The organism is Shinella zoogloeoides (genome assembly GCF_003574625.1).
Classification (GTDB): Bacteria; Pseudomonadota; Alphaproteobacteria; order Rhizobiales; family Rhizobiaceae; genus Shinella; species Shinella zoogloeoides_A.
Genome location: NZ_QNUJ01000002.1, coordinates 246,082 through 267,351 on the forward strand (window position 1 = coordinate 246,082; position 21,270 = coordinate 267,351).

Genomic DNA, 21,270 nt, shown 5'->3' on the forward strand with positions numbered 1-21,270 from the left:
GGTGGCAGAAGACCCGTTCTATGGAGGGCGTCAGCCGGCGGCGGCGAGCCGGACGCGGTGCCGCGGGGCGATCTCGACCAGCTCGGACGGCAGCGGCGCGGAGAAGACATCCGGGGCGGTGCTGCCATCGGTGACGAAGCTCCGCCCCTCGATCAGCGGCGGGTCGCAAGCCGTGCCCGGCCCGGCATCGAGGTTCAGCGCGGCGTCCGGGTCGGGGATGGCGGCGATCAGGTGGCGGGTATAGGGATGCGTCGGGTTCTCGAAGATCTCCCGCCAGCCGCCCTCCTCCACGATCTGCCCGAAATACATCACCAGCACGCGGTCGCTCATATGCTCGACCACGCTGAGATCGTGGCTGATCATGAGATAGGAGAGGCCGAGCTTTTCCTGCAGGTCGAGCAGGAGGTTGATGATCTGCGCGCGGATCGACACGTCCAGCGCCGAGACCGGCTCGTCCAGCACGACGATCTCCGGTTCGAGGATGAGCGCGCGGGCGATGCCGATGCGCTGGCGCTGGCCGCCGGAGAATTCATGCGGATAGCGGCGCGCCTGCTCGGGCGTCAGCCCGACATTCTTCATCATGGTCTCGATACGGTCCTCGATTTCCGAGGATGCCGTGATGCCGTGCAGCTTCAGCGGCGCGGCGAGCGAAGTGCGCACGGATTGGCGCGGATTGAGCGAGGCATAGGGGTCCTGGAACACCATCTGCACCGCTTTCGCGCGCTGCATGCGGCCCGGCGCGCCGGCACCGGCGAGCGGCTGGCCGCGATAGCGGATCGCCCCTTCGGTCGGCTCCTGCAGGCCGAGGATGGAAAGCGCGGTCGTCGACTTGCCGCAGCCGGATTCGCCGACGATGGACAGGCACTCGCCCTTGGCCAGCTCGAAGCTGATGCCGTTTACGGCGTGCAGCAGCCGCTTGCCGCCACCGAAAAGGCCCCCGCCGGAAATCGGGAAGCGCACATGCAGGTCGTCCACCTGAAGGAGCGGGGCGGTCATGGCTGGCTCCCTTCCGCGCCGCGCGGCGCGATGAAGCGGGTCTCCGTCAGCTTCGAGCGGTCGGCGATGATGCTGTCGATATCGACCAGCCGCTGGCGGCCATGCTGGCTACGGCTGCCGAGGCGCGGCAGGGCGCCGAGGAGGCCGCGGGTATATTCGTGCCGGGGGTTCTCGAAGAGCGCTCGCGTCTCGTTCTCCTCCACGAGGCATCCCGAATACATGACGCCGACGCGCTGGCAGATGCTGGCGATGACGCCGAGATCGTGGCTGATGAAGAGCACGGCCGTGCCGCGCTCGGCGCAGAGCTCCTTGATGAGGCGTAGCACCTCGGCCTGCACGGTCACGTCGAGCGCGGTCGTCGGCTCGTCGGCGATCAGGAGGTCCGGATTGCAGGCGAGCGCCATGGCGATCATAACGCGCTGGCGAAGGCCGCCCGACATCTGGTGCGGATAGTTTTTCGCCCGCCGGTCGGGATTGGGCACGCGCACGCTGGCGAGCGCCTCGACCGCCAGCTTCTGCGCCTCGTCCCAGCCCTTGCCCTGATGCAGCACGAACATTTCCGCGATCTGCCGGCCGACGGTGGAGAGCGGGTTCAGCGCCGTCATCGGCTCCTGGAAGATCATGGCGATGCGGTTGCCGCGCAGGCGCCGCATCTCGCGTTTCGAGAGGGCAAGAAGGTTCTGCCCCTTGAACAGAATCTCGCCGCCGGAAACGGCGAGCGGTTTCTTCAACAGCCCCATGACGGCGAGCGACGTCACCGACTTGCCCGAGCCGGATTCGCCGACGAGCCCATAGGCTTCGCCCGGCATGATCTGGAAGGAGACGCCCTTGAGGAGCGGATGGGAAACCGAGCGGCCGAGCGCGACGCCGAGCTGCAGGTCCCTGATGTCGAGCAGCGGCTGGGTCATGGCCTGCGCGTCCTCATATGCGGGTCGAGGCTGTCGCGCAGGCCGTCGCCGAGAAGGTTGAAGCCGAGCACGGAGAGGAAGATGGCAAGGCCGGGGAAGAGCGCCACCCAGGGCGCGAGCTGGATGAGCTGGCGCGCATCCGTCAGCATCGAGCCCCAGCTCGGGAACGGTGGCTGGATGCCGAGGCCGAGGAAGGAAAGTGCGGCTTCCGACAGTACCGCCGAGCCCATGCCGAGCGTCGCCATGACGAGGATCGGCCCCATCATGTTGGGCAGGATCTGCGTGAACATGATGCGCAGGTCGCCGTAACCGAGCGTCTGCGCCGCCTGCACATAGCCCTGCGATTTCAGCGACAGCGTCGAGGAGCGGGCGATGCGGCAGGTCCAGCTCCAGTTGGTGAGGCCGAGCGCGACGAGGAGCGAGGGCAGGCCCGGGCCGAGCACTGCCATCACGGCAAGCGCGAAGATCAGCGAGGGAATGGCGAGCATGACATTGGTGAGGCCGTTGACGAGGTCGTCCCACCAGCCGCCCCAGTAGCCGGCGGTCATGCCGAGCGTGACGCCGATGATCGAGTTGATCACCTGCGAGACGATGCCGACCGTCAGCGAGATCTGCGCGCCGTAGAGGATGCGGGTATAGACGTCCCGTCCCTGCCCGTCCGTGCCGAACCAGAAGGTCGCGTCCGGCGGCAGTTCGGAAATCATCAGGTCCGCGTCGAGCACCGGGTCGAAGGGCGCAATCCATGGGGCAAGGACGCCGGCGAGGATCACCAGCACCGTCAGCCCCGCGCCGAGCCAGAAGTTGAAGCCGAGGCGCATTCCGCTCACTCCTGCTTGATGCGCGGATCGATCGCGGCATAGATCAGATCGACGGCGGTGTTGATGACGAGGAACCACAGCACGATGACGAGGATCGTGCCCTGCACCACGGGAATGTCGCGGATCGCCACGCTGTCGACCAGCAGCGAGCCGATGCCCGGCCAGGCGAAGAGCTTCTCGATGACGACCGCCTGGCCGATCAGCGAGCCGAACTGCAGGCCGACCGTGGTGACGATCAAAACCAGCGCATTGCGCGCCACATGCCAGCGCACCACCTTGACCTCGCTCATGCCCTTGGAATGGGCGGTGCGGATGAAATCGGCATTCAGCACGTCGAGCACGCCCGCCCGCGTGGTGCGCGCCAGAAGCGCGAGCGGCGTCACGCCGAGCGTGACGGCGGGCAGGATGAGGTTGCGAAACGATCCGTCGCCATAGCCGAAGCTTGGCAGCCAGTTCAGTTGCAGGGCGAAAAGGTACATCAACAGCAGGCCCAGCCAGAACTGCGGCATGGAAAGCCCCGAGACCGCCCCGACCATCGTCACCGTATCGAGCACCGAGCCCGGCCGGAGCGCCGCGAGGAAGCCGAGCGGCACGCCGACGACGAGGGCGAAGACCATGGCGGCGATCGCCAGTCGCAGCGAGGCCCACATGCGGTCGTTGATGAGGTCGATCACCGGCTGGCGGGTGCGGAAGGAGGTGCCGAGGTCGAAACGCGCAAGGTCGGTGACATAGGTCACGAAGCGCTCGACGAGCGGCTTGTTCAGCCCGAACTCCTCATTGAGGCGGGCGATCATCTGCGGGTCGGCGGCGCGCTTGCCATCGGCGAAGAGGCTTGCCGCGAAGGTGCCGGGCACCACGGAGAAGATGACGAAGATGAGCAGCGCCACCACGACGACCGTGGGGATGACCTGCAGGATGCGGCGCAGGGTGAAGCGTAGCATGAGCGGTTCCGTGTTGGGCGCCCTTGCGGAGCGCGACAATCGATGCGGGGGCGGCGTGAAGGTGCCGCCCCCGAACCCCTCAAGGCTTACTTGCGCGAGTCCGGCGCCGTCTCGTCGATCCAGATCTCGTCATAAGGCTGGACCGCCAGTTCGTTCGCATTCGGAACGAGGCCGTGGATCCACGGCTGGTAGGCCATGACGGCCTTGTTGTAGTTGAAGAACCAGACCGGCGCGTCGTCCTGCACGATGTTGTTGGCCTGGCGCAGGAGGTCGTTCTGCTTGGCCGGATCACGCTCCTGCACGGCCGCATCGTAGAGCTTGTCGAATTCGGGGCTCGCATAGCTCGTATAATTGCAGGCCGACTGCGCCGTCCTGGAATGGTAGCAGCGCAGCGCGTTCAGCGGGTCGGGACCGGACAGGTTCGACCAGATGAAGGCCTGGAAGTTGTTCGTCGTCACCGCCTCGCCGAGGGCGGAGCTTTCCACCGGCTTCGGCTTCACGGTGATGCCGACCTTCTTCAGCATCGGCAGGATCGCCTCGACGATCGGCACGCCCCAGCTTTCGTTCGGGCTTGCCGTGACTTCGAACTCGAAGCCGTCGGCATAGCCGGCTTCCGCCAAAAGGGCCTTGGCCTTTTCCGGATCGAAGGCATAGGGCGCCTTGTCCTTGTCGAAGGCCGGCGAGGAGATCGGCAGCCAGCCGGAGGCCGGATAGGCCTTGTTCTTGACGAGGCGCTCGATGATCAGCGGCGAATTGATCGCATAGTTGATCGCCTGGCGGACCCGCTTGTCCTTGAAGGGCTCGAAGGCCGGGTTGAAGCCGATATTGCGGGTATAGACCTCGGCGACCTCGAGGAGATGATCCTTCAGCCCCTCCTCGCCCTGATAGGCCTGGTACTGCGTCGGGCCGAGAATCGAGACGTCGATTTCCTTGTTGCGGAAGGCGACGTCGCGCGCGGCGTCCTCGGCCATCAGCACGATGTTGATGCGGTCGAGATAGGGCTTGCCTTCCTCGTAGTACTTGTCGAACTTCTCGACGACGACCTGCGAGCCCGGCACATGCTCCTTGAAGACGAAGGCGCCGAGGCCGACGGGGTTCTTGCCGAAGGAGGATTCGTCCTCGACATTCGACGGATAGATGACCGTCGTGTTCTGCATCAGCGGGAAGCCCGGATTGATCGGGCCGGTATAGGTGATCTCCAGCGTGTTGTCGTCGATCTTCTTCAGGCCGGAAATCTCCTCAGCCTTGCCGGCGATATAGTCGTCCGCGCCCTTGATATTGGCGATGAAGCTCGCGCCCGGGAAGGCGTTCTTCGGATTGGCGATGCGCTTGTAGCTATAGACGATGTCGTCGGCCGTCAGCGGCTTGCCGTTGTGGAAGACGGCGTTCTTGCGCAGGTGATAGGTGTGGGTCGTGCCGTCCTCGGAGACTTCTTCGGAATCGGCGAGTTCCAGCACCGGCTTGTTCTGGTTGGAGTCCCAGCTGTAGAGCGCGCGGTGGATGGCCTGGGTGATGAATTCTTCCTGCGTGTTCGGGCTTGCCTGTACGTCGAGCGTCGCGAAGCTCGAGCCGTAGGGCGCGGTGAAGACGAGCGTTCCGCCGGAACGTTCACCCGCTGCCAGCGCCCCGGTAGCCACCCCGAGGCCGAGCATTGCGGCCAATGTCAGTCTTTTCAGCATTTCGTTCTCCCTCTCGTGCCGTTTTCGGCATCGTTTCGTTTCAGTCCGGCAGGCCGTCAGCGCGCATCGTGCACGACGCGGCCTGCAAGCAGGGTCAGCAGGCAGCGCGTGCCTGAGAGAATGGTGTCTGTCGGGGCCTCCAGAAGATCGTTGTCGAAGACGGCGATGTCCGCCCACTGGCCGGGCACGAGCCGGCCCTTCACGCCCTCCGCCTTCTGCGAATAGGCGCCGTATTCGGTATAGGCCTGCAGGGCCTCCTCGCGGCCCAGTGTCTCGGATGCCTCCATCACCGTGCCCTTGCCGGTCTCGCGCGTCACCATGGCGTGGAGGTTCGGGAAGGGATCGGGCGAGCAGACCGGCGAATCCGAACCCGTCGAGGGCTTGAGGCCGAGGCGCATCCAGGTGCCGATGGGGTAGGACGGAAGGCCGCGCTCCTCGCCGAGCACCGCGATGTAGCTATCGCCGAAATCGTGGATGAAGGCCATCTGCGGCGCCGGCAGGATGCCCGCCGCCTTCATGCGCTCATGCTGCTGCGGCGTGGAAAAGCCGCAATGCTCGATGCGGTGGCGGCGATCCGGGTCGGGATTGTCGGCCAGCGCCTTCTCGTAGGCGGTGATGAGCTGCTCGATCGCCCCGTCGCCGATGGCGTGGCAGACCATCTGGTAGCCCCGGTCGTGATAGTCCTTGACGGCCGCATAAACCACCTCGTCGGGCAACATCTGCACGCCGATATTGTCCGGCTCGTCCTCATAGGGCTTCGTCATCCAGGCCGTGCGCCCGCCGGCCGAGCCGTCGAGGAAGACCTTGACGCCGCCGACGCGCAGCATGTCGTCGCCCTTGCCCGAAAGCAGCCCGGCGCGCCAGCAATCCTCGACGATGGAGACGCCGGGATCGCCGAGCAACGTCAGCCAGACGCGCAGCGGCAGGCGGCCGGCGAGCTTGGCCATCTCATAGGCCTGGATCTCGGCGAAGCCGGCGACATGGCCGACGGCCGCATCCATGCAGCTCGTGATGCCGAAGGAAAGAAGATGCCTGCCGCCGCGCTCGATGCCGTCGATCAGCTCCTCGGTCGTCGCCTCGGGCATTACGGCCTTGACGAGGTTCTGGGCGTTTTCCGCAAGCAAGCCGTTCAGCCTGCCGCCGGTGAGGCCGATCACGCCGCCATCCGGCACCGGCGTCGCCTCGGTGATGCCGGCCAGTTCCAACGCGCGGGAATTGGCGATGGAGACATGGCCGCAGGCCCGCGTCAGCAGGACCGGATGATCCGGCGCGGCGCGGTCGAGATCCTCGCGGGTTGGGTGCCGGCCGGTATCGAGCTTGACCTGGTCGTAGCCGCGGCCGCGCACCCAGGCCCCCTTCGGCGTCGCCGCCGCACGCTCGGAAATCCGCGCCATGAGGTCGGCAAGCGTCGGCGCTGCGGCGGGCGTCGCATCCACATGGCCCATGGCGATGCCGGTGGCGATGAGATGCAGGTGATTGTCGATGAGGCCGGGGCTGGCAAAGCGGCCTTCGAGATCGATGACCTCGGTCGAGGGGCCCTTGAGGCCCAGGATATCGGCATTGCTGCCGGTTGCGAGAACCTTTCCCTGCCAGACGGCAAGGGCTTCGCTGATGCCCTCCGCACGGCCGCGCCAGATGCGGCCATTCACCAGGATAAGATCAGCTTCAATTCCGAATGCCATTCACAGTCCCCCTGTCGGCACCGGCGAAGCGCGGAAACGCGACCACACACGCAACAGCGCTGAACGCTCCTGCGGCAAGACGGCTCCAGCCAGCACCTATTTCCTCCATAGGCAAGGTGAGAGGTTAAGCCGGCCTTGGCCAATTCGCTTTTGGCACCACTCTATGCGAAATCGGCATAGTGATTTCTATTGAATGACTTATGATCGCATTTTGGGGCGCGCGGGAGGCGATGGGAGCCGGCGATGGAGATCAAGTGGCTTGAGGATTTCGTGACGCTTGCCGACACGTCGAGCTTTTCGCGTGCGGCTCAATTGCGCAATGTCACGCAACCTGCCTTCAGCCGGCGCATCAAGCAGCTCGAAGGCTGGCTCGGCGCCACGCTGATCAGCCGCGCCACCATGCCCGCGGAACTGACGCCGGCCGGGCGCAACTTCCTGCCCGTCGCGCAGGAGGCGATCCGCACCTTCTATGCGGCGCGCGAAGCGCTTCGCCCGTCGAACGAACCCGGCCTCATCCGCTTCGCCGCGCTGCACACGTTGACCGTCACCTTCTTTCCGCGCTGGCTGCAGGCGCTGGAGAAGGCCGGCGGCGCTTTCAGCACCTCGCTCATTCCCGACCGCGGCGGCATCGAGGCCAATCTCGACGCGCTCATCGGCGACGAGGCGGATTTCTTCCTGACCTATGCCCATCCCGAAGTGCCGTTCCACCTCGATCGCGGGCAGTTCGCCTCGCTGACCGTCGCGCAGGACCGGCTGGTCCCGCTCGTGGCGACGGAGATCGTGCTGTCCGGCACGCCGCAGCCGGGGCGCAACATCCTCGACCGGGCCGTCGCGCAGCCGCGGCTTGCCGTTCCCTATCTCAGCTACGGCTTCAATTCGTTCTTCGGCGTCGCGCTCTCGCGCCTCATGCTGCGCCGCCCACCCTTCCGCCGCCGCACGACGCATGAGAACACGATCAGCGCCGGCCTGATGAACATGGCCGTGACGGGGGCCGGCGTGTGCTGGCTGCCGGAAAGCCTTGCGCGCGAGGAAATCGAGGCCGGCCGCCTCGTGCCCGCCTCAGCGGACGAGGGCTGGAACCTCGACCTCGACATCCGCCTCTATCGCCACGCCGCGCCGCGCAACCGCAAGGTCGAGGACCTGTGGCGCACGGCGCAGCAGGCACTGGAACGCGCCTGATCAGACCTTGAGAAAGAGCAGCGCGCGCAGGATCTCGGAAAAGTCCCTGTGCTCGAAGGCGACGGCGCGGGGGCCGTGCGCCTTGGCGCCCGGATACCAGCCGGCGCGATAGGCCTCCGTCGGCGTGGCGAACTCGATCACCACTTCGTAGTGATCGGCCCTTGCCGGAAGCGCCTGCGCGAAATCGCCCGAGAGCGCCGCCGCCACGCCTTCACGGATCAGGCGGCGCGACCAGGCGGGTGAGATCGACGTGGAGGCCTTGCCCCTGCCGTCCAGCGTCTCGACCGCGGCAAGGCCGGGCACCATGGCCCGTGCCTCCGCGCACATGCCGACGTCGCCCGAAAGGAAGACGGACGGCACGCCGTAGCCGGCGGCACAGAGCGCATTGAAGGTGAATTCCGAGGCAACCTCACCGTTGAGCAACAGCCGCGAGATGCGGAGGTTCGAGGTATGGGCGAGCGGATTGACCTCCGTCCCCGCCTTGGAATGGTAGCCGGTATAGAGCGCCGCCGCGAAGGTCTCGTCGATGCCGAACATCATCTCGTCGGGATGGCCGGACCAGCCGCGCACGATGCGGGCATAATCCGGCAGACGGTCGAGGATGAGATTGCGGCCGCTGTCATGGGCGTCCTTGATCACCACTTCCGTCGCGCCGGCAGCCCGCGCGCCCTCGCAGGCGGCAACCACCTCGGCGGTCATCAGGGCACGGAACTCGGCCCAGTCGGGGTGAGCGCGGTCGGCCTCGTTCCAGTGGGCGATACCGGCGGTGCCTTCGATATCTGCGGAGATGAAGACTTTCATGGCAGCGGGTTCTCCTTGAGCCAGTCGGCGAGCGAGGGATAGAGGCGGCCGTTGCGGGCGGGCGTGGCGGGCGCCATGCAGAGCGCGTTCAGCACCGCCTCCTGCGTGGTCTCGGCGGCGGCGCGGAAAGCGATGTCGATATGGTCGTCGGCAAGCCGCTCCTGCGTGGAAAAGGCCCTGGCCGGATCGTGCTCCACCGGATCGGCGGTGGTGAAACAGAGGACGACGTCGCCGCTGCCATGCCCCCAGAACGCGCCGAGCCGGGCAAGCCCCGCCCCACCGCGCCGCGCGACGCGCTGCAACTGGCGATCGCCGAGCGGAAGGTCCGTCGCCATCACAACGATGATCGAGCCGCGCTCGGGGCTGGCCGCTGCGCGTGGATCGGGCCGGCGGCCGTCCGGCAGGACGAGATCGCCCGCCGCGCCGAAATTGGCGAGCACCAGCGTGCCGAGCGTGAAATCGCGCTTGCCGATGCGCATCAGCCGCGAGGCCGTGCCGATACCGGCCTTGAAGCTGAAGGCGGTCATGCCGGAGCCGGCCCCGACCGCGCCCTGCCCCACGGGACCGGGCTTCGCCGCGTCCAGCGCGGCGTCGGCATCGGCGGGCGTCACCGCCAGCGCCTGGATATCGTTGATGCTGCCGTCGTTGCATTCACAGACCAGCGCATTGACCGTCGAGGTCTTGCGGCCGATGGCAGGGTTGGCGGCGATGGCGCGGCGGATGAGCGCCTCTGTGCAGGCCGCGACGCCGAAGGTGTTGGTCAGCAGGATCGGCGTTTCGATGGTGCCAAGCTCGGCCACCTGCATCAGGCCGGCCGACTTGCCGAAGCCGTTGATGACCTCGACCGCCGCCCGCGGCTTCAGGCGGAACGGATCGCCGGCATGGGGAACGATGGCCGTGACGCCGGTGAAGCGCCCGTCGCCGCGCAGCGAGCGATGGCCGACGGCAACGCCCGCAACGTCCGTGATGGCGTTGCCCGGTCCCGGCGCGAGCCTTCCTTCGGGCATCAAGCCCCATTCCCGTGCCGTCTTCATGCCGCCCCTCCCAACGCCTCCCTTTCCTAGACCGGAACGCCGGCCGCTTCCAGATAGAGCGCCTGGAGTTTTCGCGTCATCGGGCCGGGCCTGCCATCGCCGACCGTATGCTCGCCGATGCGCACGACGGGCATGACGAGGCTGGAGGCAGAGGTCTGGAACGCCTCGGCGGCGCCCTGCGCCTCTTCCGGCGAGAAGGCGCGCTCCTCGATGGTGAGCCCCTCGGCGGCGCAGAGCCGGGCAAGGGCGCGCTGCGTGCAGCCCGGCAACGTCGCCTGCGAGGCGGCGCGGGTGAGGATGCGCCCGTTGGCGGTGATGACATGGGCGGTCGCGGAGGCGCCCTCCGTCACCAGCCCGCCCTCCACCAGCCATACGTCGTCGAAGCCGCGGGCGCGCGCGGCCTGCTTGGCCATGACCTGGCCGAGCAGCATGGCCGTCTTGATGTCTCGCCGCTGCCAGCGCGGGTCCTCCGCCAGATCGACGGAAATGCCCTCCCGCTGGCCCTTGGTGCCGGTCAGCACCTTTGCCTGCGTGAAGCCAACGAGCCGCGGCGCGAGCGCATCCGAATAGAGGAAGTCGCGGTCCGCTTCGCCGCGCGAGACATGCAGGTAGATCGTGCCGTCCCGCAGGCCGTTGCGGGCCATCAGCTCCGTCTGCACCGCGGCGATCTCCTCCAGCGGCAGCGGCAGCGGAATGGCGAGCTCCCCCACCGAACGCTCGAGACGGGCAAGATGAAGGTCATTGTCGATCATCCGGCCGTCGATGACGGCCGTCACCTCGTAGATCGCATCGCCGAACAGGAAACCGCGGTCGAAAAGCCCGATGCGGGCCTCCTCCTCCGGCACGAATTGACCGTGGATATAGACGATCCTGCCCATCTCTTCCTCTTGGCTCCGGCTGCGCGGGACTGCCCCGCTTTCGCGCGGACCATAGGAACGACCGGCATCGGCTGACCAATTCAATTTGGGCAGGACCTTATGCAAAATCTGCCTAGGCTATTATTTTTCAGAAGCTTAGCCGCATTTTTCATAGTTGATGCCGCGCGCCAGCCAGCAGCCGAGCGTCAGGCCGGCAATGCGTCCGGCCTCGTCGCGACGGGCCTGCAGTGTCCAGTCGCCGGGCGCCGGCGCGTCCATCGAGCGCCGCGTCGCGACGATCCAGAGGTCCGGCCCCGCCGGCAGGACGATCTCCGGACGGCCGGTCCCGAGGAAGCCCTCGGCCCAGAGATAGGTGCCGCCGTCCCGGCATTCGATGACGATGCCGGCGTCCAGTTCCGCGGAATGGTAACGCCCGGCGATCTCCGTCGAACCGGCCGGCGGCGCGGCGGCTACCGGCACCAGTCGCTCGGCATGGTTTTCCGAGGGGCGTCGCATCAGGATATCCTCGCCATCGCGGCTGATCGTGACGGAGGAGGAGGCAAGGCCGCCCTCCGGCGCTTCCCACAGCGTTTCCGGCGATGTGGCGAAACGCAGGGTCGCCGCGTCGTATCCCGATTCCAGCCGCGCCAGCAGCCCGGTCTCGCGGCTGATCCACCGGCCCGACCAGCGCTCCTTGAGCGGCTGGGCAACGGGATGCGGCAGGCCGAGCGCCGCGCGCAGGATCCGGTGAGCCGCACCATAGGCATCGCCGTGATGGTTGAACATGACGACGACCGAAAGCCGCGCCTCGGTCGAGGCGACGCGGTAGGCGCGGAAGCCGCGCAGGGCGCCGCTATGGCCGGTGAAGGCGAAATCGCCGACGCGCGCATGCTGCAGGCCGAAACCATAAGCCGCCGGCGCACCGTCGCGGAAGGTCTGCGGCACGGCGATGCGCCGGTAGAGGCTTTCCGGGTCCTCGCGCATCGCGTCGATCCAGCATTCATAGGCCAGCATGTCGTCGAGCGAGGCGGAAATGCCGGCGTCGCCCCGCCAGTAGATGCCGTTTTCCGCCTGCATGTAGCCCGTCGCGTCGTTGCCCTCATAGCCGACGACACCGTCTTCCGGCCGGCGCGTATCGGCCGTCAGCACCGCGCCCGCCATGCCGGCCGGCTGCCAGATGTGGCGCGCATAGAGCGCCTCCAGCGTCTCTCCCGAAGCCTCCTCGACGAGCTCGGCGACGAGCCGGAAATTGCCGTTGCTGTAGGAATAGCGCGTGCCCGGCGCGAAATGCCCGGTGCGCGTGCGGGCGTAGACCTTCGCCGCATCCTCGCGCGAAAATTCCTGCTCGGCCTTCGCGCCATGCAGCACGGTCAGCGCCCAGTAGTCGCGCAGGCCCGACTGGTTGTTGCAGAGATCGCGCACCGTTGGCAGGGGGCCCTCGAAATTCGGCAGGCGCGCGGCGAGCCGTTCGTCGAGCGCCTCGGGCGCGCCGCAGGCGGCAAGCATCGCCGCGCAGGTGAACTGCTTGGAGACCGAGCAGATCGGCAGCCGCGTTGCCGCGGTCATCGCCTGGTGCGTGTCGAGATCGGCAAAGCCGAAGGCCCGCCGAGCGATCACATGCCCCTCGCTCACCACCCCGACAACACCGCCCGGACCGGAAAAGCGAGCCGCAAACCCGTCCAGCTCCGCCTCGATCCGCCCGCCGTCGATCATGCCCATGCGCGTCTCCCTCGATTCTTCCGGCCGGATATTGGTCAGCGCCAGCAGGCGAGGCAACTCCTCAAATTCGCCACCGCCGGAAGATGCCGGCATTGCCGGTTCGGCAATTTTTCCAACCAAATCTTCCGAAGCGGGATATTTCCGGCAATGTTCACCGGTCACGGCTGAAATATTCTTGACATAATTCCGTTTCGGAAATTTACTCTCCCCATTCAGGCCGAAATGGAACCGGAAATGAGCCAGCGCTACATCGTCGACGATCTGGACCGTGAGATCATCCGCTATCTCTCCGAGGACGGTCGTCTTTCGGCGGCGGAAATCGCCGGCCGGATCGGCAGCGTCTCCGAGCGCACGATCCGCAACCGCATTGCCACCCTGCTGCAGGCGAAGATGATCGTCATCGGCGCCATTCCCGATCCTGTCGCCCTTGGGCGCGATGTTCAGGTGGAATTGCTCATCGAGGTCGAGGCGGGTCGGCAGGAAGAGGTCGCCATCCAGCTCGCCGAATATGACGAGATCGGCTACCTCGCGGCGACCAGCGGCACGGCCAATCTCAGCGCCTCGCTCTTCGTCGCCGACCATGCGGCGCTTCTCGAATTCATCGACCAGGAGCTGGGCAAGCTGCCCGGCGTCAAGCGTGTGACGAGCTCGGTCGTCCTGCGGCTCTACAAGGTATTCGGCACGAGGACGACCGCGATCAGCCGCGGCTCGGACCTCGGCGGCAAGAAGAAAGGATAACCCATGCTGCGCATTGGGGTGGATGTGGGCGGAACCAACACGGATGCGGCGCTGCTGCGCGGCACCGAGGTTCTGGCGACGGTGAAGTCCTCGACCACGGCGGACGTGACCTCGGGCGTCAGCGCGGCCATCCGCACGGTGCTCGCCGAGGCGGGCGTCGCCGCCGGCTCGGTCGATGCCGTCATGATCGGCACCACGCACTTCCTCAATGCCGTCGTCGAAGGCCGGCATCTGGAAAAGGTCGGCGTGCTGCGCCTTTGCGGCGCCTCCACCCGGTCCCTGCCGCCGATGATCGACTGGCCGGACACGCTTCGCCCCGTCGTCGATGGCGGCGCGGCGCTGGTCGGCGGCGGCGTCAACTATGACGGCTCGGAGATTGCCCCGCTCGACGGTCCGGCGATCCGTGAGGCCTGCCGTGACTGGCGCGCCCGCGGCATCGGCGCCGTCGCCATCTGCTCCGTCTTCGCGCTGGTCGATCCGCGCATGGAAAACGAGGCGGCCGAAATCGTCGCCGAGGAAATGCCGGAGGCGGCGATCAGCCTGTCGCACCGCGTCGGCCGCACGGGCCTGCTGCCGCGCGAGAGCGCCACCATCCTCAATGCCAGCCTCCACACGCTCGGCCGCGAGACGGTCGGCGCCTTCCGCTCGGCCTTCGCCGCGCTCGGCCTTGATTGCCCGCTCTACCTCACCCAGAACGACGGCACGCTGATGACGGCGGACTTCGCCGAGCGCTATCCGGTCTTCACCATCGCCTCCGGCCCGACCAATTCCATGCGGGGTGCGGCCTTCCTCACCGGGCTTTCCGACGCCGCGGTGATCGACATCGGCGGCACCACCACCGATATCGGCATGCTGGTCGCCGGCTTCCCGCGCACCCGCAGCGAGGGCGCGATGATCGGCGGCGTGCCGACCAATTTCCGCGTGCCCGACGTCTATTCCTTCGGCCTCGGCGGCGGCAGCATCGTGCGGCCCGGCGACGCGCCGACGGTCGGCCCGGACTCGGTCGGCTTCCGGCTGCCGGAAAAGGCTCTTTGCTTCGGCGGTGATACCCTGACGGCGACCGACATCGCGGTGGCCGCCGGCCTCGTCGATCTCGGCGACCGCGACCGCCTTTCGCAGATCACGCCCGATTTCGCCCGCCGGATGCTGGCGCAGATGAAGGCGAGCATCGAGACGGTGCTCGACCGCATGAAGCCGAGCGCGGAGCCGATCCCGGCCATCCTCGTCGGCGGCGGCTCGGTGCTCGTCGACGGGCTGCTGGAAGGCACCTCCGTCTCGCTGAAGCCGGATCACTTCGGCTCGGCCAATGCCATCGGCGCGGCCATCGCGCAGGTCTCCGGCGAGGTCGACAGCGTGGTCTCGCTGGAAGGCACGACGCGTGAGAAGGCGCTTGAAAGCGTGGTGGCCGAGGCGCGCGCCCGCGCGGTCGAGGCGGGCGCGGCGGCCGAGACGGTGACGCTCGCCGAAATCGAGGAGACGCCGCTGGCCTACCTGCCCGGCAATGCCGTGCGCATCGCGGCGAAAGTCATTGGAGAACTCAGGGCATGAAGTACTGGACGCTCACCGAGGCGGATATCGATCGGATCGCGGTCGGCTGCGGCATTCTCGGCACCGGCGGCGGCGGCAGCACCTATCACGGCTCTCTGCGCGCCAAGGCGCTGCTGCGCGAGGGCAAGCGCATCCGCATGGTGCGCCCGGCCGACATGGCGCCGGACGCGCAGATCATCGGGATCGGCGGCATCGGCGCACCGACCGTCGGCATCGAGAAGATCGCCGAGGGCGGCGAGGGCGTGCGCCTGATGCACGCACTCGAACGGCATATGGGCCGCAAGGTCGATGCGCTGCTCGGCGACGAGGTCGGCGGCGGCAACGGCATCGCGCCGATGCTGACGGCGGCCATGGTCGACCTGCCGGTGGTAGACGCCGACGGCATGGGCCGCGCCTTCCCCGAAGTGCAGATGACGACCTTCTTCATCCACGGCCAGCCGGTACAGCCGGCGGCACTCGCCGATGCCGACGGCAATGTCCTGATCGTCACCGAGGCGACCACGCCGAAGATGCTGGAAAAGCTTTTGCGCGCCAGCACCATCGCCATGGGCTGCACGGCGCTGATGACGACCGCGCCGATGTCCGGCGACTTCGTGCGCCGCTTCGGCGTGCCGCACACGACGAGCCAGGCCTGGAGCCTCGGCAATGCGGTGCTGAACGCCCGCGCCGCCAAGGAGGATCCGGTCGAGGCGATCCTCAGGCAGTCCGGCGGCATACGCCTGATGCGCGGCAAGGTCACCGACATCGCCCGCCGCGTCAGCGCCGGCTTCAACCGCGGCACGCTGACCGTCGCGGGGCTCGACGAGGATGCGGGGCGCTCGATCGCCATCGAGATCCAGAACGAATATCTCATCGCCCGCGAGGGCGAGACGATCATCACAATGGTGCCGGATCTGATCTGCATCGTGGATTCGGAGACCGGCCGCGCCATCGGCACGGAAGAGCTGCGCTACGGCCTGCGCATCGACGTGCTCTCCATGCCCGCACCGGTGCTGCTGCGCAGCGAGATCGCGCTGGAGTCCGTCGGCCCGCGGGCCTTCGGCTATGATTTCGACTTCGTGCCCGTCGGCATATCCGCCGATGCGCCCGCCGTTCCGCAATATGAAGAAGACGCCTGACCGTCCGCCCACCAACCTCCCGGGAGACCGACATGAATCGCCGTAATTTCCTGAAGACGTCCGCTCTTGCCGCCCTTGCCGCCGCCGGCACCCGCTGGAACCTCGCGATGGCGCAGGGCACGGGCAGCATCTTCACTCTCGCCTGCCCGACGAGCTTCCCTGACCTCGACCCTGCGACCTCCTTCTCCAACGACGGCGCGGTGCTCGCCAATGTCTATGAGAGCCTTGCCCGCTACATTCCGGCGACCGACACGACCGCTGCGAAGATCGAGCCGCTGCTCGCCACCGGCTGGGAGGTCAGCGAAGACGGCAAGACCTGGACCTTCACCCTGCGCGACGGCGTGACGTTCCACGACGGCAGCCCGCTCACCTCCGAGGCCGTCAAGGGCTCCATCGAACGCACGAAGAAGATCGCCGGCGGCGCCTCCTTCATCTGGGGACCGGTGACGGCCATCGAAACGCCGGAGCCGCTGAAGGTCGTCTTCAAGCTCTCCGAGCCGCAGCCGCTCGACCTCATCGCCTCGGCCGGCTTTGCCGCCTGGATCTATGCGCCCTCGTCCTTCGACAAGGACAATGCCTGGTTCAACGCCGGCAACGACGCCGGCACCGGCCCGTTCCGGATCTCGCGCTACGAACCCGGCCAGCGCGCGGTGCTCGAGCGCGCGGAAGGCTATTGGGGCGAAGTGCCCGAAGGCGCCTTCCAGACGGTCTCCTTCGAGATCGTCGAGGATGCGACGCTCGCCCAGAACATGATCGAGAGCGGCCAGGCCGACTGGACCTACAGCCTGCCCTACGAGAACCTCGAGGCGCTGAAGTCCAACCCGGACCTCAACGTCGTCGTCAACCCGTCCTTCGAGACGCTGTTCGGCCTCTACAACGTCAAGCGCGCGCCGCTCGACAAATTGAAGGTGCGCCAGGCCCTGTCGCTCGCCTTCCCCTATGACGATATCATCGCCGCAGGGACCAGCGGCTTCGCCACGCGCGCCAAGGGCGTCGTTCCGGCCGGCATCTGGGGCCACGACGCGGACGCGCCGGTTCCGAAGACCGACCTCGAGGCCGCCAAGGCGCTGCTGGCCGAGGAAGGCATCGAGCCGGGCCTCGAACTTACCATGACCTATTCCACCTCGCAGGCGCTCGAAGCCGTCGCCGGTGAACTCTGGAAGGCCAATCTCGAAACCCTCGGCATCACGCTGACGCTGCAGCCGATGGCCTGGGAGGCCCAGTGGCAGCTCGGCAAGTCGAACCCGGAAGCCGCGCAGGACATCTTCGTCATGTTCTGGTGGCCGACCTTCGTCACGCCCTACGACTTCCTCTTCAATCTGTTCCACAGCGAGGAGAAGCCCAACTTCAACCTCGGCTACTACTCAAATGCCGATGTGGATGCGAAGATCGACGAGGCGGCAAAGCTCTCCGGCACCGACCGCGCCCGCGCGGAAGCCCTGTTCATCGAGGCGCAGCGCAAGATCATCGAGGACGCTGCGGCCGTGTTCATGCTGGACCAGCCCAACATCCACGTCATCCGCGCGGACGTGAAGGGTTATGTCGACAACCCGGCCTACGGGCACGTCAACTTCGTCAACAAACTGAGCCGGTAAGGCTTACGGCGGTCCGATGGAACTTCTCCGCTACATCCTGCGCCGCATGATCCTCTCCGCCTTCGTGGTGGTGGGAGTGACCTTTCTGGTCTTCATCGTGGCGCAGGTGGTTCCTTCGGACCCGGCCGCGCTCTATGCCGGCCCGCGCCCGACGGCCGAGCAGATCGAGAAGGCGCGTCAGGAGCTCAATCTCGACGCGCCTCTCCCCGCCCGCTTCGCGACCTTCGCCACGGCCATGGCCTCCGGCGATTTCGGCGTTTCCTACAAGTCGCGCCGGCTGATCGCGGAGGACCTCCGGGCCTATCTTCCGGCGACGCTGGAGCTTGCGGTCTTCTCCACCGGCCTTGCGCTGCTGATCGGCATTCCGCTCGGGGTCGCCGCCGCCGCGCGGCAGGGCCGGTGGCCGGATCGGCTCGGTAGCCTCGGCTCGATCGCGGCCGTCGCCATGCCGACCTTCTTCCTGGCGATGCTGCTGCAGCTCGTCTTCGCACAATGGCTCGGCATCCTGCCGCTCTCCGGACGCCTGTCCCGCGAGATCGCCATTGCCGCGCCGTTGCAGATGGTGACCGGCTTCAATCTCATCGATGCGATCATCGCCGGGCGCGCCGACGTCTTCGGCGATGCGCTGGCGCATCTGATCCTGCCGGCCCTCACGCTCGCCTCCTATCCCGCCGGCGTCGCCATGCGGCTGACGCGCTCGGCGATGATCGAGATCCTGGAGCGCCGCCACGTCGTCGCCGCCCGCGCGCTCGGCCTTTCCGAGCCGCGCATCCTCTTCGGCCACGCGCTGCCGAACGCCATGGGGCCGGCGCTGACCGTAATCGGCCTCTCCTTCGCCTATGCGCTGACCGGGGCGGTGCTGGTCGAGATCATCTTCGCCTGGCCGGGCCTCGGCCGCTATGTCTCCGAAGCGATCCTCGCCAAGGACTTCCCGGTCATCGCCGCCGTCACCATGGTGGTGACGATCTGCTATGTCGTGATGAACCTCCTCATCGACATCGCCCAGGCCCTGGTCGACCCACGGGTGGCGCTCTCATGACACGTCTCGTTCAACGCCTCGGCTGGCCGGGCACCATCGCCCTCGCAATCGTCGTCCTCTTCGTCACCGCCGCGATCCTCGCGCCGTGGATCGCGCCCTATCCGGCGCAGGGCGCCGGCGCGCCGAATGTCATCGCCAAGCTTCGGCCGCCCTCGGCAGAGTACTGGCTCGGCACCGACCATCTCGGCCGCGACATCCTCAGCCGCATCATCTACGGCACCCGCGTCTCGCTGACCAACGGCGTGCTGATCGTCGCCTTCTCGCTGCTCATCGGCCTGCCGGTCGGGCTGGCCGCGGGCTATTTCGGCGGCTGGATCGACGAGGCACTGATGCGCGGTACGGATGTCTTCCTCGCCTTCCCCGCCCTGCTGCTCGCCGTCCTGATGGCCGCTGCGCTCGGGCCGGGCTTCCTCAACAGCATCATCGCGGTCGCCGTAACCTGGTGGCCCTGGTATGCCCGCCTTGCCCGCGCGGAAGTGCTGGTGCTGCGCGGCCAGCCCTATGTCGAGGCCGCACGCCTTGCCGGCGTCTCGCATCCGCGCATCATCATAAGGCACATCCTGCCCGCAACGGGCCGGCCGCTGACCGTCCAGGCCGCGCTCGACGTCGGCCCGGCGCTGCTGACGGCCGCCGCCCTCTCCTTCCTCGGCCTCGGCGTCCTGCCGCCGACCGCCGACTGGGGCCAGATGGTCGATGCCGGCCGCAAGTTCTTCCCCGCGCGCTGGTGGTACTCGGCCATGCCCGGCATGACGATCTTCATCGTGGCGCTCGCCTTCAGCGTGCTCGGCGATGCCCTGCGCGAGCGCAAGGGAGGTGCCGCCCGTGCCTCTGCTTGATGTCCGCGACCTTTCCGTCAGCATCCCGATGCCGGACGGCGACGTCCATGCCGTGCGCTCCGTCAGCCTTGAGATCGAGCGCGGCGAAATCCATGGCGTGATCGGCGAATCCGGCTGCGGCAAGACCATGACCGGCATGGCGGCGCTCGGCCTCGTGCCGAAGGGCGCGCGCATTACCGCCGAGCGCTTCCATTTCGACGGCGAGGACCTTCGTGAAAATGCGGCGCGCCTGCGCGGTCGGCGCATCGGCCTCATCTCGCAGGACCCCGCCGCCGCGCTCAACCCCGTGCTCTCCATCGCCCGCCAGCTCGACGACGTGATCCGCGCCCATCGCGGCATGTCCCGGCAGGCCCGCCGCGCGGAAGCCCTATCGCTTCTCGCCGCAACCGGCCTTCCCGACCCGGAAAGGGTATTGAAGAGCTATCCGCACCAGCTCTCGGGCGGCATGCAGCAGCGCGTCGTCATCGCACAGGCGCTCGCCACCGGCGCGGACTTCCTGATCGCCGACGAGCCGACGACGGCGCTCGACGTCTCGGTCGGCGCGCAGGTGCTGGCGCTCCTGCGCAAGCTCGTCGCCGAGCGGGGCTTGACCGTATTGATGATCACCCACGACATGGACGTGATCGCAGAGGCCTGCGACCGGGCGACCGTGCTCTATGCCGGCCGCTCCGTCGAGATCGGGCCGGTCGCCGCCGTGCTGCAAAGCCCCGGCCATCCCTATACCCGCGCGCTCCTCGCCGCCCTTCCCGACGCGGGACCGCACGGCGCGCGCCTTGCCGCCATCGAGGGTTCCATCCCGCCGCCGCGCTCGGCCATCACCGGCTGCGCCTTCGCGCCGCGCTGTCCGCAGGCCATGCCCGTCTGCAGCGCCGAGCCGCCGCCCGAGCGCCGCCGCGACGCCCATCGCTGGCTGTGCCACCTGCCGGAGGACGCAGCATGACCCCGGCCCCGATGCTCGACGTCGACACGCTCGTCATCCGCTACCGCGCCGGCCTCTTCGCCGCGCGGCCGAAGCCCGCCGTCAACGGCGCGAGCTTTCGCCTCGAAAGGGGCGAGACGCTCGGTATCGTCGGGGAAAGTGGCTCCGGCAAGACGAGCCTGCTGCGCGCCATCCTCCGGCTGCTGCCGGTCGAAAGCGGCACGATCCGCCTCGACGGGCAGGACTGGCTGGCGCTGAAGGGCGATGCCCTTCGAAAGGCGCGCCAGAAGATCGGCGTCGTCTCGCAGAACCCCTTCCTGTCGCTGAGCCCGCGGCTCACCATCGAGGAAATCCTCGCCGAACCCATGCTGGCGGCCGGCCGGCGGCAGGGCGCGGCCATGCGCGAGAAGATCGCAAGCCTCCTCTCCGACTGCGGCCTTCCGGCCGACTTCCTCGCAAGGCGTGCCCGCGAGCTTTCCGGCGGACAGGCGCAGCGCGTCGCCATCGCCCGCGCGCTGGCGCTGGAACCCGGCCTCCTCATCCTCGACGAGCCGACCTCGGCGCTCGACGTCTCCGTGCAGGCGCAGATCCTCAACCTGCTCTCGGACCTCAAGGAAAGCCGCGGCCTTTCCATGCTCTTCGTCACGCACAACCTGAAGGTTGTCGCGCATATCTCCGATACGCTCCTCGTCATGCGGCGCGGCGACATCGTCGAGTTCGGCCGGACCGAGGACGTGATCCGCGCGCCCGCCGAGGCCTATACGCACGAGCTGCTGTCCTTCGGCCGCAACCCGGCCATCGGCTGATCATTCCCCCCCCCCCCCAAACGACGACGCCGACCCCGGGACTTCCCGGGATCGGCG

At 67.6% G+C, this 21,270-nt stretch carries 19 protein-coding genes; 9 read left to right on the top strand and 10 right to left on the bottom strand.

What is annotated here, in order from left to right:
* Nucleotides 1-30: 30 nt before the first annotated feature.
* The 6 genes from DSD28_RS04640 to DSD28_RS04665 all read right to left on the bottom strand — a co-directional run bounded on the left by DSD28_RS04640 (nucleotide 31) and on the right by DSD28_RS04665 (nucleotide 7,024).
* Nucleotides 31-996: an ABC transporter ATP-binding protein gene (locus DSD28_RS04640; protein ID WP_119255183.1), complete on the bottom strand. Its 966-nt coding sequence runs from the start codon at nucleotides 994-996 to the stop codon at nucleotides 31-33.
* Complete coding sequence (locus tag DSD28_RS04645) at nucleotides 993-1,904, bottom strand: ABC transporter ATP-binding protein (protein ID WP_119255184.1); 912 nt, start codon at nucleotides 1,902-1,904, stop codon at nucleotides 993-995. Before DSD28_RS04645 ends, DSD28_RS04640 begins: the two co-directional genes overlap by 4 nt.
* Nucleotides 1,901-2,722 (bottom strand): ABC transporter permease, encoded by an 822-nt coding sequence (locus tag DSD28_RS04650; protein WP_119255185.1) that lies wholly within the window; start codon nucleotides 2,720-2,722, stop codon nucleotides 1,901-1,903. Before DSD28_RS04650 ends, DSD28_RS04645 begins: the two co-directional genes overlap by 4 nt.
* A 5-nt stretch (nucleotides 2,723-2,727) precedes the next feature.
* A complete protein-coding gene (locus tag DSD28_RS04655; protein ID WP_119255186.1) occupies nucleotides 2,728-3,663 on the bottom strand; it encodes an ABC transporter permease in 936 nt (311 codons plus the stop codon).
* 86 nt (nucleotides 3,664-3,749) lie between these two features.
* On the bottom strand, nucleotides 3,750-5,342 hold the full coding sequence (locus DSD28_RS04660; protein ID WP_119255187.1) for an ABC transporter substrate-binding protein: 1,593 nt from the start codon (nucleotides 5,340-5,342) through the stop codon (nucleotides 3,750-3,752).
* A gap of 56 nt (nucleotides 5,343-5,398) precedes the next feature.
* On the bottom strand, nucleotides 5,399-7,024 hold the full coding sequence (locus DSD28_RS04665) for an amidohydrolase (RefSeq protein WP_119255188.1): 1,626 nt from the start codon (nucleotides 7,022-7,024) through the stop codon (nucleotides 5,399-5,401).
* 243 nt (nucleotides 7,025-7,267) lie between these two features.
* Between DSD28_RS04665 and DSD28_RS04670 the strand changes: the two genes are divergently transcribed.
* Complete coding sequence (locus DSD28_RS04670; RefSeq protein ID WP_119255189.1) at nucleotides 7,268-8,203, top strand: LysR family transcriptional regulator; 936 nt, start codon at nucleotides 7,268-7,270, stop codon at nucleotides 8,201-8,203.
* Here the strand turns inward: DSD28_RS04670 and DSD28_RS04675 are convergent, their stop codons facing one another.
* The 4 genes from DSD28_RS04675 to DSD28_RS04690 all read right to left on the bottom strand — a co-directional run bounded on the left by DSD28_RS04675 (nucleotide 8,204) and on the right by DSD28_RS04690 (nucleotide 12,614).
* Nucleotides 8,204-9,004 carry a M55 family metallopeptidase gene (locus tag DSD28_RS04675; RefSeq protein WP_119255190.1) on the bottom strand — a complete coding sequence of 267 codons (801 nt, stop codon included), beginning with the start codon at nucleotides 9,002-9,004 and terminating at the stop codon, nucleotides 8,204-8,206.
* The gene (locus tag DSD28_RS04680; RefSeq protein ID WP_119255191.1) at nucleotides 9,001-10,038 is read right to left on the bottom strand and encodes a P1 family peptidase; all 1,038 of its coding nucleotides are present in this window, start codon (nucleotides 10,036-10,038) and stop codon (nucleotides 9,001-9,003) included. The genes DSD28_RS04675 and DSD28_RS04680 overlap by 4 nt, the downstream gene beginning before the upstream one ends.
* Before the next feature lie 26 nt (nucleotides 10,039-10,064).
* A complete protein-coding gene (locus DSD28_RS04685) occupies nucleotides 10,065-10,916 on the bottom strand; it encodes a D-amino-acid transaminase (RefSeq protein WP_119255192.1) in 852 nt (283 codons plus the stop codon).
* Between the two features lie 135 nt (nucleotides 10,917-11,051).
* On the bottom strand, nucleotides 11,052-12,614 hold the full coding sequence (locus DSD28_RS04690; protein ID WP_119255461.1) for a D-aminopeptidase: 1,563 nt from the start codon (nucleotides 12,612-12,614) through the stop codon (nucleotides 11,052-11,054).
* 234 nt (nucleotides 12,615-12,848) lie between these two features.
* Here DSD28_RS04690 and DSD28_RS04695 point away from each other — a divergent pair, with 234 nt between their 5' ends.
* The 8 genes from DSD28_RS04695 to DSD28_RS04730 are packed head-to-tail and all read left to right on the top strand — an operon-like array spanning nucleotide 12,849 to nucleotide 21,213.
* Complete coding sequence (locus tag DSD28_RS04695) at nucleotides 12,849-13,352, top strand: Lrp/AsnC family transcriptional regulator (RefSeq protein WP_162911254.1); 504 nt, start codon at nucleotides 12,849-12,851, stop codon at nucleotides 13,350-13,352.
* Between the two features lie 3 nt (nucleotides 13,353-13,355).
* A complete protein-coding gene (locus tag DSD28_RS04700) occupies nucleotides 13,356-14,900 on the top strand; it encodes a hydantoinase/oxoprolinase N-terminal domain-containing protein (protein ID WP_205536162.1) in 1,545 nt (514 codons plus the stop codon).
* Nucleotides 14,897-16,018: a DUF917 domain-containing protein gene (locus DSD28_RS04705; RefSeq protein WP_119255194.1), complete on the top strand. Its 1,122-nt coding sequence runs from the start codon at nucleotides 14,897-14,899 to the stop codon at nucleotides 16,016-16,018. Before DSD28_RS04700 ends, DSD28_RS04705 begins: the two co-directional genes overlap by 4 nt.
* On the top strand, nucleotides 16,015-17,613 hold the full coding sequence (locus tag DSD28_RS04710) for an ABC transporter substrate-binding protein (protein ID WP_281048093.1): 1,599 nt from the start codon (nucleotides 16,015-16,017) through the stop codon (nucleotides 17,611-17,613). The genes DSD28_RS04705 and DSD28_RS04710 overlap by 4 nt, the downstream gene beginning before the upstream one ends.
* Before the next feature lie 16 nt (nucleotides 17,614-17,629).
* On the top strand, nucleotides 17,630-18,652 hold the full coding sequence (locus DSD28_RS04715; RefSeq protein WP_119255195.1) for an ABC transporter permease: 1,023 nt from the start codon (nucleotides 17,630-17,632) through the stop codon (nucleotides 18,650-18,652).
* The gene (locus tag DSD28_RS04720; protein ID WP_119255196.1) at nucleotides 18,649-19,488 is read left to right on the top strand and encodes an ABC transporter permease; all 840 of its coding nucleotides are present in this window, start codon (nucleotides 18,649-18,651) and stop codon (nucleotides 19,486-19,488) included. Before DSD28_RS04715 ends, DSD28_RS04720 begins: the two co-directional genes overlap by 4 nt.
* Entirely contained in the window at nucleotides 19,475-20,428 is a 954-nt protein-coding gene (locus DSD28_RS04725) for an ABC transporter ATP-binding protein (protein WP_205536163.1), read from the top strand. Before DSD28_RS04720 ends, DSD28_RS04725 begins: the two co-directional genes overlap by 14 nt.
* Nucleotides 20,425-21,213: an ABC transporter ATP-binding protein gene (locus tag DSD28_RS04730; protein ID WP_119255198.1), complete on the top strand. Its 789-nt coding sequence runs from the start codon at nucleotides 20,425-20,427 to the stop codon at nucleotides 21,211-21,213. The genes DSD28_RS04725 and DSD28_RS04730 overlap by 4 nt, the downstream gene beginning before the upstream one ends.
* The last annotated feature ends 57 nt before the right edge of the window (nucleotides 21,214-21,270 follow it).